The sequence below is a fragment of the Halopenitus malekzadehii genome, assembly GCF_900108505.1.
GTDB classification, from domain to species: Archaea; Halobacteriota; Halobacteria; order Halobacteriales; family Haloferacaceae; genus Halopenitus; species Halopenitus malekzadehii.
Genome location: NZ_FNWU01000002.1, coordinates 78,081 through 93,619, shown reverse-complemented (window position 1 = coordinate 93,619; position 15,539 = coordinate 78,081). Strand labels below are relative to the sequence as shown.

Annotated in this window: 17 protein-coding genes; 9 read left to right on the top strand and 8 right to left on the bottom strand. The window is 63.8% G+C overall.

Annotation, left to right across the window (positions count from 1 at the left end):
• Positions 1-270 precede the first annotated feature (270 nt).
• The 5 genes from BLW38_RS05850 (at position 271) to BLW38_RS05830 (ending at position 2,453) form a co-directional block, all read left to right on the top strand.
• Positions 271-765 carry a hypothetical protein gene (locus tag BLW38_RS05850; protein WP_092815892.1) on the top strand — a complete coding sequence of 165 codons (495 nt, stop codon included), beginning with the start codon at positions 271-273 and terminating at the stop codon, positions 763-765.
• 204 nt (positions 766-969) lie between these two features.
• Entirely contained in the window at positions 970-1,251 is a 282-nt protein-coding gene (locus tag BLW38_RS05845) for a DUF433 domain-containing protein (protein ID WP_092815889.1), read from the top strand.
• Positions 1,251-1,592, top strand: coding sequence for a DUF5615 family PIN-like protein (locus BLW38_RS05840; protein ID WP_092815886.1), 342 nt, complete (start codon positions 1,251-1,253; stop codon positions 1,590-1,592). The genes BLW38_RS05845 and BLW38_RS05840 overlap by 1 nt, the downstream gene beginning before the upstream one ends.
• A 168-nt stretch (positions 1,593-1,760) precedes the next feature.
• Positions 1,761-2,123: a hypothetical protein gene (locus BLW38_RS05835; protein ID WP_092815883.1), complete on the top strand. Its 363-nt coding sequence runs from the start codon at positions 1,761-1,763 to the stop codon at positions 2,121-2,123.
• Positions 2,124-2,453 (top strand): hypothetical protein, encoded by a 330-nt coding sequence (locus BLW38_RS05830; RefSeq protein ID WP_092815879.1) that lies wholly within the window; start codon positions 2,124-2,126, stop codon positions 2,451-2,453.
• A gap of 105 nt (positions 2,454-2,558) precedes the next feature.
• Here BLW38_RS05830 and BLW38_RS16180 read toward each other — a convergent pair whose 3' ends face one another.
• The 3 genes from BLW38_RS16180 to BLW38_RS05815 all read right to left on the bottom strand — a co-directional run bounded on the left by BLW38_RS16180 (position 2,559) and on the right by BLW38_RS05815 (position 5,310).
• Positions 2,559-2,699, bottom strand: coding sequence for a hypothetical protein (locus tag BLW38_RS16180; protein ID WP_177167445.1), 141 nt, complete (start codon positions 2,697-2,699; stop codon positions 2,559-2,561).
• Between the two features lie 25 nt (positions 2,700-2,724).
• Positions 2,725-3,213: a type II toxin-antitoxin system death-on-curing family toxin gene (locus tag BLW38_RS05825; RefSeq protein ID WP_092815876.1), complete on the bottom strand. Its 489-nt coding sequence runs from the start codon at positions 3,211-3,213 to the stop codon at positions 2,725-2,727.
• Between the two features lie 396 nt (positions 3,214-3,609).
• Positions 3,610-5,310, bottom strand: coding sequence for a Na+/H+ antiporter NhaC family protein (locus BLW38_RS05815; RefSeq protein ID WP_092815870.1), 1,701 nt, complete (start codon positions 5,308-5,310; stop codon positions 3,610-3,612).
• Positions 5,311-5,659: 349 nt separating this feature from the next.
• Here BLW38_RS05815 and asd point away from each other — a divergent pair, with 349 nt between their 5' ends.
• Together asd and BLW38_RS05805 are read left to right on the top strand one after the other, a co-directional pair.
• Complete coding sequence (asd, locus tag BLW38_RS05810; RefSeq protein WP_092815867.1) at positions 5,660-6,700, top strand: aspartate-semialdehyde dehydrogenase; 1,041 nt, start codon at positions 5,660-5,662, stop codon at positions 6,698-6,700.
• Positions 6,701-6,810: 110 nt separating this feature from the next.
• Positions 6,811-7,695, top strand: coding sequence for an RNA ligase family protein (locus BLW38_RS05805; protein ID WP_092815864.1), 885 nt, complete (start codon positions 6,811-6,813; stop codon positions 7,693-7,695).
• On the opposite strand, the gene BLW38_RS05800 is transcribed toward BLW38_RS05805, so the two are convergent.
• Positions 7,696-8,766: a pyridoxal-phosphate-dependent aminotransferase family protein gene (locus BLW38_RS05800; protein ID WP_092816433.1), complete on the bottom strand. Its 1,071-nt coding sequence runs from the start codon at positions 8,764-8,766 to the stop codon at positions 7,696-7,698.
• 167 nt (positions 8,767-8,933) lie between these two features.
• Between BLW38_RS05800 and BLW38_RS05795 the strand changes: the two genes are divergently transcribed.
• Both BLW38_RS05795 and BLW38_RS05790 read left to right on the top strand, forming a co-directional pair.
• The gene (locus BLW38_RS05795) at positions 8,934-9,143 is read left to right on the top strand and encodes a YgaP family membrane protein (RefSeq protein ID WP_092815861.1); all 210 of its coding nucleotides are present in this window, start codon (positions 8,934-8,936) and stop codon (positions 9,141-9,143) included.
• A 78-nt stretch (positions 9,144-9,221) separates the two neighbouring features.
• Complete coding sequence (locus tag BLW38_RS05790) at positions 9,222-11,582, top strand: PAS domain S-box protein (RefSeq protein WP_092815858.1); 2,361 nt, start codon at positions 9,222-9,224, stop codon at positions 11,580-11,582.
• Between the two features lie 58 nt (positions 11,583-11,640).
• On the opposite strand, the gene BLW38_RS05785 is transcribed toward BLW38_RS05790, so the two are convergent.
• The 4 genes from BLW38_RS05785 to BLW38_RS05770 all read right to left on the bottom strand — a co-directional run bounded on the left by BLW38_RS05785 (position 11,641) and on the right by BLW38_RS05770 (position 15,397).
• On the bottom strand, positions 11,641-12,501 hold the full coding sequence (locus BLW38_RS05785; protein ID WP_092815855.1) for an ABC transporter ATP-binding protein: 861 nt from the start codon (positions 12,499-12,501) through the stop codon (positions 11,641-11,643).
• Positions 12,498-13,268, bottom strand: coding sequence for an ABC transporter permease (locus BLW38_RS05780; protein ID WP_092816431.1), 771 nt, complete (start codon positions 13,266-13,268; stop codon positions 12,498-12,500). Before BLW38_RS05780 ends, BLW38_RS05785 begins: the two co-directional genes overlap by 4 nt.
• A gap of 115 nt (positions 13,269-13,383) precedes the next feature.
• A complete protein-coding gene (locus BLW38_RS05775) occupies positions 13,384-14,403 on the bottom strand; it encodes an ABC transporter substrate-binding protein (protein ID WP_092815852.1) in 1,020 nt (339 codons plus the stop codon).
• Positions 14,404-14,617: 214 nt separating this feature from the next.
• A complete protein-coding gene (locus tag BLW38_RS05770; protein ID WP_092815849.1) occupies positions 14,618-15,397 on the bottom strand; it encodes an MOSC domain-containing protein in 780 nt (259 codons plus the stop codon).
• Positions 15,398-15,539 lie beyond the last annotated feature (142 nt).

The following is a 15,539-nucleotide window of genomic DNA, read 5'->3' as shown; positions in this document are numbered from 1 at the left end:
TCATAGAAACATTCTCACGGTGATTGTTTCATTGATATCTGGTTGAATCGTCCGGTCGCTAAGCAGGTTGGTTGTACCTGGTGATTCGGATAGAAAATAGTGAAAACAATATTCTGTGAGGTATTCTATGATACCCTCACACATTGCTGCCACTCTCGCAAAAAAACATACTGGTAGTGTATCGACGAAAGGGTAGCCTTTCGTTGATCGAGTCGGCGTGAGCAACCGTTATTCCGGACGTATTTGGGTGATAGCGCGGGGAACACCTCTGTGCGTGAAACGATAGATGAGCGAACGATAAGCGGGTGTAAGGCGACGTTAGTGTTTGACACGGGTGGACCGGTTGGTAGCGATCATTTGCTGATCGTCAAGCCAGTCGATACCGACGACTGGCTGATAAACCGGTGGTTCTACTTCGACGAGCAAACTGAGGCGTACATATGGGACTTCGCCGAGAAGGTCTGTAGCGACGAAGAATTCCGACAGCGGTCATTGGAAGAAACGGCAGACTGGAAGCGGGTCGCCAATCTCTACGAGCCGCTCAGCCGGGGGCTCTATCAGAAACTGTCCCGATCCGAACGGAGTAACTTTCCGATAATGAACGACAATTCCCGACCCGATTCTGAGAAGTTGGAATCGCTTTGCGAACAGCTGTTCAAGGAAACCAAAGCCATCGTACGTCAGGGAAAAGACCGGCACCCGGAGAGCGTCTACGACGAGAAAGAAGCCGAGCTACAGCGGTGGCTCGCCGACGAATCCACATAATCCGCTGCGTGGGCACACCTGTGCGCCCTGGCCACAATCTGGCCCGTGTTCGCGGTCACATAGCGAGCGGAGCGAGCCCCGCAAAAGGTCGATGTACGCCCGGAACACTACCGGGCGAGTTTCTACTAGTAGGCTCAGTGAACGTGAAATCGGGGCAGAAATCCAGTCCAGACGTTCAAGTACGATGGCGGCGTAGCGTGCGATATGAGCCAAGTAACGAGACGTATCGTGCGGGAACTCCACGACGAGCCACATCTCGAAGGCCGCCGGATTACTGTTCAGTTCATCAAAGAACAGGTCGAAGAACGGGGGCTTGATCCGAGGACGGTCGCTGATCGCCACGATTTAGACGTGGCCGATGTCTATCGGGCGCTCACGTACTATCACGACCATCCCGAAGAGATGCGTACGATCGAACGCCAGCAGCAATCCGCAATCGAGAAACACGACCACTTGACGACCGATCCTGACGATGTACGTGACTAATGGGGTATCGTATCCTCGCTGACGAAAACGTCGAGCAGGCGACGATCAACTACCTGCGGAAACTCGGTCACGATGTCGAATGGATCGGAGATGTCGAAGAACTCGGCCTTGGTGCTGGCGATGGGTTGATCGCTGCGTACGGACGCGAGACAAACCGCCTCATTCTCACCCAAGATGACGACTTCTTTACCCAGCTGGATATTGGAGATACTGCTGGCGTTCTCTTCCAGAAGGACCAGACACTTTCGGCCCAAGAGGTAGGAGACATCGTACACGAACTCTCAGAGTACATAGACCAGTCCGAGGTGGCGCTCGAATACGTGAGTCGGAACTGGCTATAGAGACTACTTTCATAGAATATGTGAAATGTACGCCCGGAACACTACCGGGCGAGTTTCTACTAGTAGGCTCGGTGGAAGTGAAACGCGACTCTTTACGGTCGAATTCGGCCACGACGACAGATCCAGTACAGCAGTACATTCTTTACGTCAGTACACTAAGTACAGTGTATGCCAGTACGTATCGAAGAGTTCGAAATTGGTGCGCTGCCCAACGGCCCGAGCGTTCCCGAGCAGGTGCTCACCTATTTGTACACGAACAGAGACAACGCATTCACTCGTTCCGAGATTGCGACCGGAATCAACGAAGATCCGAACACAGTCGGAACTGCACTCTCTCGACTGAAGCAGCGTAACCTCATCAGACACAAAGGAGAGTACTGGGCGATAGCAGAGGATCTAGATCGGGTGAGGGACGCCTATGATCTTCACGCCATCACGGAACGGCTGGATGGGGAAGACGAGGGGATCAATCCGGACGAGTGGGACGCCGTTGCCCCCGACGAACCCCATCCCAGCGAGCGAGACAAATAAATGCAGCCGGAGCAAGGTGACGTGGTTCGAAGCGTGGACCCATTCAAACTGGGCGACGATAACCAACGACCGTGGCTAATCGTCAACAACGATTTGCATCCGTTCAGTGACGAACAATTCGTCGCGGTCGCCATCTCGACGAAGGAATATGAGGACTCAATCGAATTGGGACCGGATGTATGGACGGTTGGTGGCGTACCGCAACAGTCGTTTATTTCTCCGTGGGCGGTTCATTCACCCCGTATCGAAGACCTGGTTGCGTGGCAGGGACGTGTCACTGACGAGTTCGTAAGGGATGTCGTTACCGCGCTGGAGACGTATCTACAGTAGTTCGAGATGTACGCCCGGAACACTACCGGGCGAAAAACTACTAGTAGGCTCGGTGGAAGTGAAACTCACGTTTCTGCAAATCAAGAAGGGACGGACGTACGAACGCTATTCGTTTTCGAGGGCATCGTAAATATCACGATGTTCGTCCCGATCAGCCTTGGCGACGCGCAACACGAGTTTTCGACGAATGTCATCCATCACGTCGTCGAGTGGTGTTCGTTCGCCTGTCTTCTCTTCCGTCGCCATATCTCGCTCTTGACCACGAATCCGGTTAATCGTTCGGGTCCGATGATTCATCGGACAGCTGCTCAAGTCCATACTCAACGAGGTCGCCTCGCCATCGCTTGACCACTTCGTTCAAATCGACTTCGGACGTGTGCGCTCGGAGATATTCGAGTACGTCGTCCTCATCGACAGCCTTCTCGTCGGTGCCGAACTTCGCCAGTATTCCTCTGATTTCGTTGTCGTATTCGAACTGGCGACCGTTGAGTAGATAGAACACCGTTGTCGTGTTGAGTGCGGTGCGCTTGTTACCGTCCACGAACGGGTGGTTGGCGACGAGGAGCCGAAGCAGATGAAACGCCTTCTCGTGAATTGTCTCCGGAACTGACCCGAAGCTCCCCTCGCTGACGTACTCCAGTGCGAATTCAATATCTCCGCGACTCTGGACGCCTGAGTTGGTGTCTGAGTACTCTGAGACAATATCTTCGTGGATGTCGAGTACGTCTTCGACCGACGGATACCAAAGTGAGTCGGTCATTATCGGGGGTTCACATCCGACCATCCTATCGTTTTCCCTCTCCGAATGAGCGATTCTCGGTGGACTACTGCACATCAGTTCAGCCTGGAACCGATACAATCGAAAGGATGTTCGCCCGGAACACTAACGACCGGTCTCATCTCCGGCGGCGTGCCGTGTCGACCGGGAAACCCTCGTGCCGGGCGGCCGGAGACGTTCCGGCGGACGGTCCGAACGCGATCGAACGCGCTCGGACGGGGATGTACCGCGCCCGGGTTCGCCGCTCGGTCATCGCTCCCAGTCGGGAATACTCCGGCGGGGACTGAAGGCGCGTACGCCTCATAACGACCACACGCCCTTAAGCCGTCCGACCCCCCATATCCCGAGCGCTCCAACGGTTTGGTCTCCGCCGACCGTTCACTCCGCTCCGGCGTCCGCGTCTGCATCCATTTCCTCAACGTCCTCGCGTGGCGTGTTCGCGGCGATCGGCGAGATGCCGCGACGACGTGCATCGAACTCTGAGAGCCCGTAGACGAGACCCACGAGGACGACCGCGCCGATCGGGAGCAGCACGAGCGGCGAGATGCCGACGTATCCCCACACGAGCAGGAGGACGATCGCCACGATCCCGACGGTTCCGGCGTAGTACAGCTGCGTCCGGACGTGGTCGATGAGGTCGGCACCGGTGAACGTCGCGGAGAGAACGGTCGTATCGGAGATCGGCGAGGTGTGGTCGCCGAAGATCGATCCGGAGAAGATCGTTCCGACCATCACGGCGACGAGGGTGTGGCCCGCGGCGCCGCCGCCGGTGATCGACCACGCGACGGGAATGACGATCGGCGTGAGAATGCCCATCGTTCCCCAGGAGGTCCCCGTCGAGAAGGCCATGAACGCCGCGATGACCAGCACGAGCGCGGGCAGGATGGCCGGGTTCACCACGCCCTCGGCGACGCCGGCGACGTACTCGCCGGTGCCGAGCGCGCTCACCACCTCGCCGATCCCCCACGCGAGCGAGAGGATGGAGACCGCGGTCAACATGATGCCGAACCCGTCGATCGTCGTGTCCGTGGCCTCGCCGAGCCCGAAGATCCCGTACACCTTCCCGAGGACGAACCCGGTGACGACCATCGCGAAGGATCCGTACAACAGCGCCTTGTCGTAGGCGGCATTGGTGACGCCGTCCCAGAGGGCCCCGGTCGGGTCCGCAAGGAACCCGCCGAGCGTGAACCCGCCGGTCCACAACGCGCCGATGAGCGTGACGACGATGAGCACCGCGACGGGACCGAAGAAGTTGATGAGTCGCGGGTTCGCCGCGGACGGATCGCCCAGTTCGGCGGCGACGTCCTGCATCGGCCGCGCCTCCTCGCGGTTGACCTTCCCGGTGGACCACGACCGGTGTTCGGCGGTGAGCATCTCGCCGTAGTCCCGTCCCGAGAGGACGATGACGAACACCATCACGATCGCGAGGATCGCGTACATGTTGAACGGGATCGAGTTCACGAACACCTCGAACACCGGGGGATGGTCGCTCACGCCCGCGGCCTCGTAGCCGTCACTGATGAGCGATAGCTGAAAGGCGACCCACGAGGAGATCCCCAGCGTCGCGACCGGCGCCGCCGTCGAGTCGACGAGATAGGAGAGTTTCTCCCGGGAGATCCGCAACCGATCCGACACGTCTTTCATCGAACTCCCGACGATCGCGGTGTTGGCGTAGTCGTCGAAAAAGAGGATCACGCCGAGGACGGCGATCGAGACGCCGGCCTTTCGCTGGGTCGTGAGCCGTTTGAGGGCCCAGTCCCGGATCGCGTACGACCCCCCGAGGTTCCAGACCATCGCCACGCCCGATCCCAAAAGCAGCGTGAAGACGATGATCGTCGCGTGGAACTCCCCGGCGATCGCCGCGATGATCCAGTCGAACGCCGGGAAGAAGCCGAACCCGGCCGCGACGACCCCGGAGACCCACCCGACGGGGTCCCCGAGGAGGGTCGGTCCCCCGGCCTGAATCACGCCCCCGGACCAGATGCCCAAGAACAGCGACAGTACCGCCTTGCGAGTCACGATCGCCAAGGCGATCGCGAGTACGGGTGGGATCAGTGATGCGGCACCGAATTCAACCATATTCCGATCGATTCGACCGGGAAGTACTTAAAAACCTATCCAGATCGGCGATTCGGCCACGGTCGAACCACCATCTGTCCGACACAGCCATCCATCACCCGACAGGCTGTACCACCCCGACAGGCTGTACCACCCAATTGGCTGCATCGATCCAGCAGACGGCAGTGCCCCAGCGGACTGCAGCGCTCCGACCAACGGATGGACGACTCCGGCTGACCAACGAGGGATGAACCCGGCCACAGATCGAATATCCCGATGATCCATCGTCTCGGCTTCGAACGGCACCCGTCGATCCGAACCGTCACCACGAATCCGAACGCACTTATGCGGGAACGACCCACACCCAGCAATGACTGTACGAGTCGGCATTCTCGGCGCCACCGGCGCCGTCGGACAGCGATTCATCCAACTGCTCGACGACCACCCGACCTTCGAACTCGCCGCGGTCACCGCGAGCGAGGCCAGCGCCGGGAAGACGTACCGCGAAGCCGCCAAGTGGCGTGTTGACACACCAATCCCCGACGACGTCGCCGAGATGGAGGTCGTCGAAACCGACCCGTCAGCGGTGCCCGACGATGTCGACCTGCTCTTCTCGTCGCTGCCCTCCGACGTCGCCGCGGCGGTCGAGCCGCCGTTCCTCGAGGCCGGCTACGTCGTCTCTTCGAACTCCTCGAACGACCGAATGGCCGAGGACGTCCCCCTGACGATCCCCGAGATCAACCCGGACCACCTCGGACTGATCGACGTCCAGCGCGACGAGCGCGGCTGGGACGGCGCGCTCGTGAAGAACCCAAACTGCTCGACGATCACGATGGTCCCGACCCTCGCGGCCCTCGACCGCTTCGGACTCGAACGTGCACACATCGCGACGCTGCAGGCCGTCTCCGGCGCCGGCTACTCCGGCGTCACCTCGATGGAGATCATCGACAACGCGATCCCCCACATCGGCGGCGAGGAGGAGAAGATGGAGACCGAGTCCCGGAAGCTGCTCGGCTCCTTCGACGGCGCCGAACTCTCGCTGCACGGCGCCGACGTTTCCGCCTCCTGTAACCGGATCCCGACGCTCGATGGCCACCTCGAGAACGTCTTTGCCGAGCTCTCGGAGGACCCTTCGGCCGAGGCGGTTCGCGAGGCGATGCACGATCAGCCCTCTGCTGACCTCCACAGCTCCCCGGACCAGCTGATCAAGGTCTTCGATGATTCGGAGCCCGAGCGTCCACAGCCCCGCCTCGATCGGACCTACGCGAACGGGATGGGGATCGTCGCCGGCGGGGTTCAGACGACGACCGACGGCGTGAAGTACAACTGTCTCGCGCACAACACCATCCGCGGCGCCGCGGGCGCGTCCATCCTCAACGGGGAGCTCCTCGTCGAGGACGGCTGGATCTGAGACGGTCGGACCCAGGGGATCCCCGCCGACACTCAGCGACGACCATCGACCACCGTCCGTTCCCGTCGACGACCATCGACCACCGTCCGGATCACGGTCTCATCCACTCGATGCACACCTATCCATCCCTCCCGCGAGTCGAGAACGCGCCGGACGCCCTCCTGCAGGACGGTCACCTGTGGATCCTCGAGAAGGTCGACGGCGCACACCTCCGGTTTCAGCTCCGGGATACCGGCGTCATTCGGTTCGGTGACCGGGACCGGGTCTATATGGACCCCGCCGAGATCCCCGAGCCGTACCGTCACGCGGTGCGGCACGTCCGTGAGCGACTCGACCGGGAGGCGCTTCGAAACGCGGCGTCGGACGTCGAGGACGTGGTCTTCTTCGGTGAGGCGACACACCGGCACACGATCGACTACGACTGGGACCGGACGCCGTCGTTTCTCGGGTTCGACGTGTGGTCCGCCGCGGCGGACGGGTTCCTTCCGCCCGACTCGGTCGAGACGATCCTCGAGAAGCTCGGGCTCGACGCCGTCCACGCCGTCGATCGTGAGGTTCGAGCTCGCGATTTCGATCCCGACTCGTACGCCATCCCCGGGTCGGCCTACTACGACGGACCGGCGGAAGGGGTCGTGATACTGGATAAAGCCGGCCACCGCGGTATGATTCAGCATCCCGAATTCCGTACGGGGTCGGACTCCGGGTCCGCTCCCGATTCCGTTTCCGACTCCGCCCCCGGTGGTCCCGTATCGGACCGTCTCGACGCCGATGCCGCGGTTGACCGGTTCGTGACCCACCGGCGGTTCGAGACGATCGCGACCCGGCTCGCGGAGACGGATCGGGAGGTCACCTTCGACGCCCTCTACGACCGCGTCCTCGAGGACGTCGCCCGCCGGCAGCACCACCGGTTGTATGCGCACCCACGGCCGGTCGATCTGGATGCATTCCGTGCGGTCGTTGCCGCCCGGACGCGTCGGTTCCTCGACGACCGCTGACTACTCCACGACGGCGCCCACGGCGTCCATTACGCGATCGACCGCCTCGACGTCCGCGTTGTACCCCATATGGCCGATCCGCAGAATGTCGTCGGCCAGATCGCCGAGCCCGGTGGCGAGCACGATGTCGTGTTCCGCCTCGACACGGTCCCGGACTGCCGTCGCCTCGCCCGGCAGGTGGAACGCGGTCACGGTCGGCGAGGCCCGTTCGGGGTCTGGATAGAGATCGAGGCCGCGTTCGCGTCCGCGCGTTCGACAGCGTTCGGCGGCTCGTTCGTGGCGCTGGAAGACGTCGTCGAGTCCCTCATCGAGGATCAGGTCGAGCGCGACGTCGAGCGCGGCGACGTTCGCGCTCAGGTGGGTGTACGGGAACCCCTCGTCGACGTCGCGCCACGGCAGGAAGTTCGTGTACAACGACGCCGGGTCACGCTCCTCCATCCGGTCCCAGGCGCGATCGCTGATCGCGGCCGTCGTGAGCCCGGGTGGTGCGCTGAAACACTTCTGGGAGGCTCCGAGACAGACGTCGATCCGATCGGTCGGGACCGGCGTGCCGCCGAGCGCGGAGACGGCGTCGACGACGCTGACCACGTCATGGTTCTCGAGGCGATCGAGGACCGGCCCAATGTCGTTGAGCGTCCCCGTCGGCGTCTCACAGTGGACCAGCGTAGCTACCTCGATGGGATCTCCCTCCGCCGCGGCCGCCTCGAGCGCCTCCTCGACTGCCGCCAGGTCGTATCCCTCGTCATAGGGGGCGGAGACGACGATCGCTTCGCCGCCGTACGACTCGACGAAGTCGGCGAACCCGTCGCCGTAGAGCCCGTTCGAGACGCACAGCACGCGATCGCCGGGAGCCATGAGCGACGCGATCGCCGCCTCGAGCCCCAGGATCCCCTCGCCGCCCGGCACGACGACGTCGTGATCGGTTCCGTAGACGGTCGCGAGCTTTTCACACACGTCGGCGTACCGGTCGGCGAACGCGGCCTCGATGTCGGGATTCGGCTGTTCGGCGGCCATCGCGTCCCGCACCGCCTCCGGAACCGTCGTGGGTCCGGGAGTGAATCTCGTTGGCATATCTCGTCGTGCGGTCGGCAGCCACATCCCGATTTCGATCGGGTGGATGTACCCCCGAACACGTGCGTTCCTGTGCTCCGAAATCAGCGCTCGTGCTCCGAAATCAACGTGTGTGATCTGGTGGAAACAGCACAATAGTAAAGTCGAACGGGGTCGTATCCCTGACTATGGACACAAACGTCGGTGAGATCGATCGGGCGATCCGGATCGGACTCGGTGCCGTCGCCGGGATCGTTTCGGTGGCGATCCTCACGAACGCCCTCGCCGCACCGTCGGTGGTCGCGCTCGTGTTGGGGATCGCGGCGATCGTCCTGCTTGCGACGGGCTACCTGAGTACGTGTGGACTCTACGCGGTGTTGGGCATCGACACGCGCTGATCCGGAGACGCGTTACTCGACGTTCCGATCGGACCGTTCCCCGATCGATTTTTACGCACTGCGAACGATGAAACAGGTATGTCCGACGGGATCCGGGTGCTTCACGTCGACGATCAGCCGGAGTTCGGGGAGCTGGTCGCCACGTTCCTGGAACGTGTAAACGACCGGATAACGGTCGTTTCCGAGACCAGCGTCGACGCCGGCCGCGATCGACTCGACGCGGAGGCGGACCGGATCGACTGTATCGTTAGCGACTACGATATGCCCGGGATGAACGGCATCGCGTTCCTGGAGACCGTCCGGGAGGAGTATCCGGCGCTCCCGTTCATCCTCTTTACGGGCAAGGGATCCGAGGAGGTCGCAAGCGAGGCGATCGCCGCCGGCGCGACCGACTACCTCCAGAAGCGGGGCGGCACCGAACAGTACGAACTCCTCGCCAACCGGATCGGCAACGCCGTCGAGCAGTACCGCTACGAGGCCGAACGGAACCGCGTCTACCAGGCCCTCGAAACCGCCACACAGGCGATCGGACTCATCGACGAGGACGGCCACTACATCTACCTGAACGAGGCGTACGCGAACCTCTACGGTTACGAACCGGCGGACCTCCTCGGCGAGCACTGGGAGATGTTGTACCCCGAGGAGGAGACGAAGCGGTTCAACGAGGAGATCCTTCCCCGGCTTGCCGAGGAGGGCCGCTGGACCGGGCAGAGTTACGGCCGTCACGCCGACGGAACGACGATCCCCGAGCGGCTCTCGCTCGCACAACTCGACACTGGCGGCCACGTCTGTGTGGTACAGGACATCTCTGAGCAGCGACGGCGCCGGCAACGCCAACAGCGACAACGGGAGGCGCTGCTGGACCTGGTGACCCACGAGGCGGTGATCTCGGGATCGTTCGACCGCGCGATCCGCCAGGTTACCGAGACCGCAACCGACGTGCTCGAGGTCCCTGTTGCTAACGTGTGGCTGTTTGATCAACACGGGACGGCCCTGCGGTGTGTCGACCACTACGACCGCGAGGCCGATACGCATCGGAACGGGCAGGAACTCCTCGCCGAGGAGTACGCCGAGTACGTGTCAGCCATCGAGGACAACCGCGCGATCGCTGCCACCGACGCCCGCGCGGACGACCGAACGTCGGGGTTGACGAACGACTATCTCGACCCGAACGACGTGTCCGCGTTGCTTGATGCCACCCTGCGGTCGGAGGGCGAGGTCGTCGGCGTCGTCTGTCACGAGGAACGCGAGGAGACACGCGAGTGGACCGACGACGAGGTCCAGTTCGCGACCGACGTCGCCGAGATCGTTCACCGCGCGCTCCGCAACCGGGACCGCCGCGAGCAGCAGGCGGAACTCGAGTTCCAACGCTCGCTGCTTCACGCCCAGCAGGACGCCATCCTCGACGGGCTCATCGTCGTCGACGAGAACCGCCGCATCGTCTCGTACAACGACCGGTTCGCGGAGCTCTGGGACGTCCCGCTCGACGTCCTCGAGGACGGCGACGATACGGTCGTGCTCGACCAGGTCGCCCGACAGGTCGCCGACCCCGAGGCGTTTCGCGATCTCGTCGATCGGCTGTATGATGACCCGACGACGACCAGCCGGGACGAGATCGACCTCGCCGACGGCCGAGTCTACGACCGATACACGACGCCCGTCACCGGCGAGGACGGGACTCACTACGGTCGGCTGTGGATGTTCCGCGACGTGACCGAGCGAAAACACCGTGAACGCCGCCTCGAGCGACAGACCGAACAGTTCGAGGAACTCGCGAGCGTCGTTTCCCACGACCTGCAGACGCCGATCTCGACGGTTCGCGGGCGGTTGGAACTCGCGCTTGAGGACGGCGACGCGGATCACATCGAGGCGGCGGTCCGTGCGCTCGACCGGGTCGACGACCTTCGGGAGGACCTCGTGTCGGTGCTCCGGTCCCGGGAGATCGTCTCCGAGACCGGGACCGTCGACCTCGCGCCGCTCGTCGGAACCGTCTCCGAAACGATCGAGGGCATCGATGGCGACCGCGTCGCGGTGGTCGACGAGGCGATTCGGGTCGTGGGCGACGAGAACGCGCTCCTCCGGCTGCTCCAGAACCTGATCGGGAACTCGGTCGAACACGGGGGGTCGGACGTTCGGGTTCGGATCGGCGCGCTGTCCGGTGGGGACGCGTCGGCCGACACATCCGGCGATGACGGCGCATCTGTGGGCGCCGCTCCCGAACCCCGCGGATTCTTTCTCGAGGACTCGGGCCCGGGCATTCCGCCCGAGGATCGTGACGACGTCTTCGAACCCGGGTTCACGACGAAGACCGACGAGAACGGGACGGGAATGGGGATGGCGAGCGTCGAGCAGATCGTCGACGCACACGGCTGGACGATCACGATCGACGACGCGGCGGTCCTCGACGGCGTTCGGTTCGAGATCCGGTTCAACGGATGAACGGGGTGTCCGGAGTGAACGGGATGAACGGTGCGCGAACGGGGTGAACGGCGATCGGTCACCGATCCCCGTCAGCGCCGATCCGATGGCGAAGCAGCGAGATGTACTCCCCGAATTCCGGGTCGCCCCGATCGCGCGGTCGGTCCAGGTCGATCCGGATCACGTCCTGGAGGTGTCCCGGATCGGATCCCAACACGAGTACGCGGTCGGCGAGCGTCACCGCCTCCGCGACGTCGTGGGTGATGAACAGCGCCGTCTTGCCGGTCTCACTCCAGATATCGAGCAGCTCGCGCTGGAGCATCTCCTTCGTCTGTGCGTCGACTGCCCCAAAGGGCTCATCCAGCAACAGGAGGTCGGGATCGACCGCGAGTGCGCGGGCGATCGCCACACGCTGTTTCATCCCGCCGCTCAGCTCGGTCGGATAGCTGTCCTCGAACCCCGTGAGTCCGACGAGGTCGATCATCCGCTGCACGCGGTCCCGTCGTTCAGCGTCGCTCGCGTCGGTGTGTTCGAGGCCGAACCGGACGTTTCCGGCGACGGTCCGCCACGGGAACAGGTGATACTCCTGGAAGACGACGCCCATATCGGGTCCCGGATCCGTGACCCGGTCGCCCCCGAGATAGACGGCTCCCTCGCTCGGCTCCTCGAGCCCGGCGATCAGCCGGAACAGCGTGGTTTTACCGCTCCCGGAGGGACCGATGACGCAGACGAACTCGCCGTCGGCGACCTCGAAGGAGACGTCCTCGAGCGCGCGCACCGTCCCGTTCGGCGTGTCGTAGCGCTTGCTCAGGCCGCGCGCCTCTACACGCGGATCGCCGGAGACGGACGCGGCGTCCGCGGTCAGCGACTTCTCGGGGAACGCCGCCGACCCGTCGTCGGCTGACGCCGCCGATCCCTCTCCGGGATCCGGCCCGGTCATCGCGTCTCACCCCGCCAGACGAGCAGGCGACGCTGCGTCGCCCTGAAGGCGGTGTCGACGATCAGGAACAGCAGGCTCAACACGAGGATGTAGGCGATCACGACGTCGACCTGCAGATTGTTCGAGGCCCTGAGGATCCGGCGGCCGATCCCCGGAACGCCGAAGATCTCGGCCGCGACGACCAGCATCCAACAGCGACCGATCCCGGTGCGAATTCCGGTGAGTATCTCGGGGGAAGCCGCCGGAATAACGACGTGCTGCAGGAGTTCACGATCGCCGTCGACGCCAAGCGACCGGCCGACGTCGACCAGATCCTCGGAGACGCCCTCGACGCCGCCGTAGGCCGCATAGAAGTTGATCCAGAACGCGCCGATCGCGATGATGAACGCCGCCCCGGCGTGGTTGATCCCGAACCAGGCGATCGCGAACCCGATGAGCGCCAGCGGCGGCACCGGACGCAACAGGCGAACCACGGGGGAGGTAACCTCGTCGATCGTCGGGTTCCAGCCGGCGACGACCCCACACGCCACGCCGAGGGCCGTCCCGACGATGGTTCCCGGTATCCAGTGGAGCACGCTCTGTCCGATCGCGACGAGGAGACCGCCCGAACTGGCCTCCTCGATGAACGTCGTCGCGACCGCCGCCGGTGTCGGGAGGACGTAGGACGGCTGGGTCAACGAGACGAGGAACCAGCCGATGACGAACGCCGCGATCCCGCCGGTCCCGTAGCGCGCACGCCGCGACGTGAGCCGCTCGAGGACGGCCATTCGATCGGTGGATTCCGGCGTCTCGGCGGCACCCTTCGGCGTGACTCGGTCGCCGGTGGCCTCCGTCTCGGCCGCCGTCGATGTCGTATCGGTTCCCATTCCTCGTCCGTCCCCCTTACAGTCCCTCGTAGACGCTGTAGTCGAATATCTCGTCGATCGTCCGTTGCTCGTCGGTCTGGCCGTTCGCCTCGGCGAAGCGGGCGAACACCTCGGTCCCGCTTTCGATCTCGCGGGGATCGGTGATGAAGTTCGACAGCGGCGACTCCAGCGCCGTTCGTGCGCGGTCCTCGGGCATTCCGATCCCCTCCTCGACGTGGCCGGCGGTCTCGTCTGGGTTCTCCTGGATGAACTCCGTCGCCCGCACGTGCGCGGAGAGGAACTGTCCCGCGAGGTCGCTTTCACGAACCGTGTCGCTCATCGTCACGACCGCGCCCGGCTGTCCGGGCATGATCTCGGCGGCGGTCTTGAACAGCGAGACGTCGGCCCCCTCCTCGCTGGCGATCGTCGGTACCGGCTCCATGATCGAGGTGCCGTCGACCTCTCCGTTGGCGATCGCCTGCCAGACCGCGCTCGCGCCGTTGATCTCGGTGATCGTCACGTCCGAGTCGGGATCGAGTCCGAGCCCGTCCGAGAGCCAGTGGCGCAGGAAGACGTCCGGCGTCGATCCCTGCGGGAACGTCCCGAACTCGAAGGGGGATCCGGTTTGTTCCTCCCAGACGGCAAAGGCCTCGGCGCCGTGTTCCTCCCACAGTGACTGGAACTCCTCGTCGGCCATGATCCCCAGCATCTCGTGGATGTTGGCGGCCGTCACCTTCACCGGCAGTCCGCGATCGATCGCGATGATCGACGGCACGATGCCGAACATCGCGACGTCGATGTCGCCGCCGCCGAGCGCCTGAATGATGGCCGGGCCGTCGGTGAACTCCTGGCCCACGATCTCGGCGTCCACGTCCGCGAGGAACCCTTCACCCTCCATCACGTACCACTGCAAGTCCGGATAGATCGGCATATGTGCCACGGTCACCTCGTCGAGCCCGCCCCCCGATCCGCCCAGACAGCCGGCGAGCCCGACCGCCGCCGATCCGCCGGCGGCCGAGAGGAACCCGCGCCGCGTCGATGTCGTCGGTCCGTTCATACACCCGGGTTCGGGACCCGCAGGCATTCGGTCGTCGCCGCCGGCGATTCTCGCGGGTACGACGACACCGATGGGGACGATTCAACCGCCGTAGAACCGATCCTTGGTGGCTGTATCAAGCGATATCTCACACATACGCCGTCACAGATAGCGGAAATTATGTCTGCAACCTTGCTGACTCCACGATCGGCACGATGATCGGTCGACCCCCGGGTCACCGATCGACGACGCGGACCTCGTCCCCGACGCTGATCGACCCGTCTCGGCTCCCCTCGGGGATCCTGGCGATGATCATCAGCGTGTAGTGGTGGTCGAACGCGTCCGGGTCGGCCCACTCGGGGAACGTCTCGCGCCGTTTCTCGACGAATCGCGTGCGGAACTCCGGGAGCGGCTCCCCGGTATCGGGGTCCCGGCTGGGAACCACACATCGCGCACACGGGGTGACGCCCTCGAACCGGAGGTCGCCGACCGTGAACGTCGGCGCGTCGTCGCCGACGAACCGGTCCTCCCAGAAGGGCTCGACGCCCGACACCTCGACGTTCGCCCGAAGCCGGCGGCGGGCCCCCTCGACGGTCAGGTCGTCGAACCAGCCGGCGACCGTCTCCAGCGTCTCCGTACTGATGACCGATGGCCCCATGTCCGGCCGGTCGACGAACCCGACCGAGGAGTTCCGCTCCAGGGTCAACGCCGCGTCGAACACGCTGCTGAACCACTCGCCCGCGCGCGACCGTTCGTCCGCCTCGTCGAGCGCGAACCGCCGCCGGTCGCCGTCGGGCGCCTCGACGTGGAGCTCACCCGTTCCGGGGTCGAAGTCGGCCCGGAGATCGTGTATCGTCTCGAAGTCCTTTCCGTTGCTGACCTCGCCGTCCTCGTCGACGAGCCCGAACTCGCGGTCGTACGCCAACGTGCCGCCCTCCCGGATCGCCGAGGTCTCCACGTTGATCCCGTCCAATCCCTTCACCGGAAACACCCGGATCCGCTCGAGCCGTGCCATTACCGTCCGGACGCGCGCACCGGTCAATAGCGTTTCGCCGAACCGATCGCCGCTCGGACCAGTGGTTCATCGATCGCTCGACTCTCGCAACCGTTTTGACCCGTCCCCGCCGAGTATCCGTACCCGAACACGACCGGTCGGA

What these genes read in the sequence shown, in the direction of transcription:
- BLW38_RS05845 (WP_092815889.1), top strand. Translation starts at nt 970, where the DNA reads ATGAGCCAAGTAACGAGACGTATCGTGCGGGAACTCCACGACGAGCCA.
- BLW38_RS05840 (WP_092815886.1), top strand. Translation starts at nt 1,251, where the DNA reads ATGGGGTATCGTATCCTCGCTGACGAAAACGTCGAGCAGGCGACGATC.
- BLW38_RS05835 (WP_092815883.1), top strand. Translation starts at nt 1,761, where the DNA reads ATGCCAGTACGTATCGAAGAGTTCGAAATTGGTGCGCTGCCCAACGGC.
- BLW38_RS05830 (WP_092815879.1), top strand. Translation starts at nt 2,124, where the DNA reads ATGCAGCCGGAGCAAGGTGACGTGGTTCGAAGCGTGGACCCATTCAAA.
- BLW38_RS16180 (WP_177167445.1), bottom strand. Translation starts at nt 2,699, where the DNA reads ATGGCGACGGAAGAGAAGACAGGCGAACGAACACCACTCGACGACGTG.
- BLW38_RS05825 (WP_092815876.1), bottom strand. Translation starts at nt 3,213, where the DNA reads ATGACCGACTCACTTTGGTATCCGTCGGTCGAAGACGTACTCGACATC.
- BLW38_RS05815 (WP_092815870.1), bottom strand. Translation starts at nt 5,310, where the DNA reads ATGGTTGAATTCGGTGCCGCATCACTGATCCCACCCGTACTCGCGATC.
- asd (WP_092815867.1), top strand. Translation starts at nt 5,660, where the DNA reads ATGACTGTACGAGTCGGCATTCTCGGCGCCACCGGCGCCGTCGGACAG.
- BLW38_RS05805 (WP_092815864.1), top strand. Translation starts at nt 6,811, where the DNA reads ATGCACACCTATCCATCCCTCCCGCGAGTCGAGAACGCGCCGGACGCC.
- BLW38_RS05800 (WP_092816433.1), bottom strand. Translation starts at nt 8,766, where the DNA reads ATGCCAACGAGATTCACTCCCGGACCCACGACGGTTCCGGAGGCGGTG.
- BLW38_RS05795 (WP_092815861.1), top strand. Translation starts at nt 8,934, where the DNA reads ATGGACACAAACGTCGGTGAGATCGATCGGGCGATCCGGATCGGACTC.
- BLW38_RS05790 (WP_092815858.1), top strand. Translation starts at nt 9,222, where the DNA reads ATGTCCGACGGGATCCGGGTGCTTCACGTCGACGATCAGCCGGAGTTC.
- BLW38_RS05785 (WP_092815855.1), bottom strand. Translation starts at nt 12,501, where the DNA reads ATGACCGGGCCGGATCCCGGAGAGGGATCGGCGGCGTCAGCCGACGAC.
- BLW38_RS05780 (WP_092816431.1), bottom strand. Translation starts at nt 13,268, where the DNA reads ATGGCCGTCCTCGAGCGGCTCACGTCGCGGCGTGCGCGCTACGGGACC.
- BLW38_RS05775 (WP_092815852.1), bottom strand. Translation starts at nt 14,403, where the DNA reads ATGAACGGACCGACGACATCGACGCGGCGCGGGTTCCTCTCGGCCGCC.
- BLW38_RS05770 (WP_092815849.1), bottom strand. Translation starts at nt 15,397, where the DNA reads ATGGCACGGCTCGAGCGGATCCGGGTGTTTCCGGTGAAGGGATTGGAC.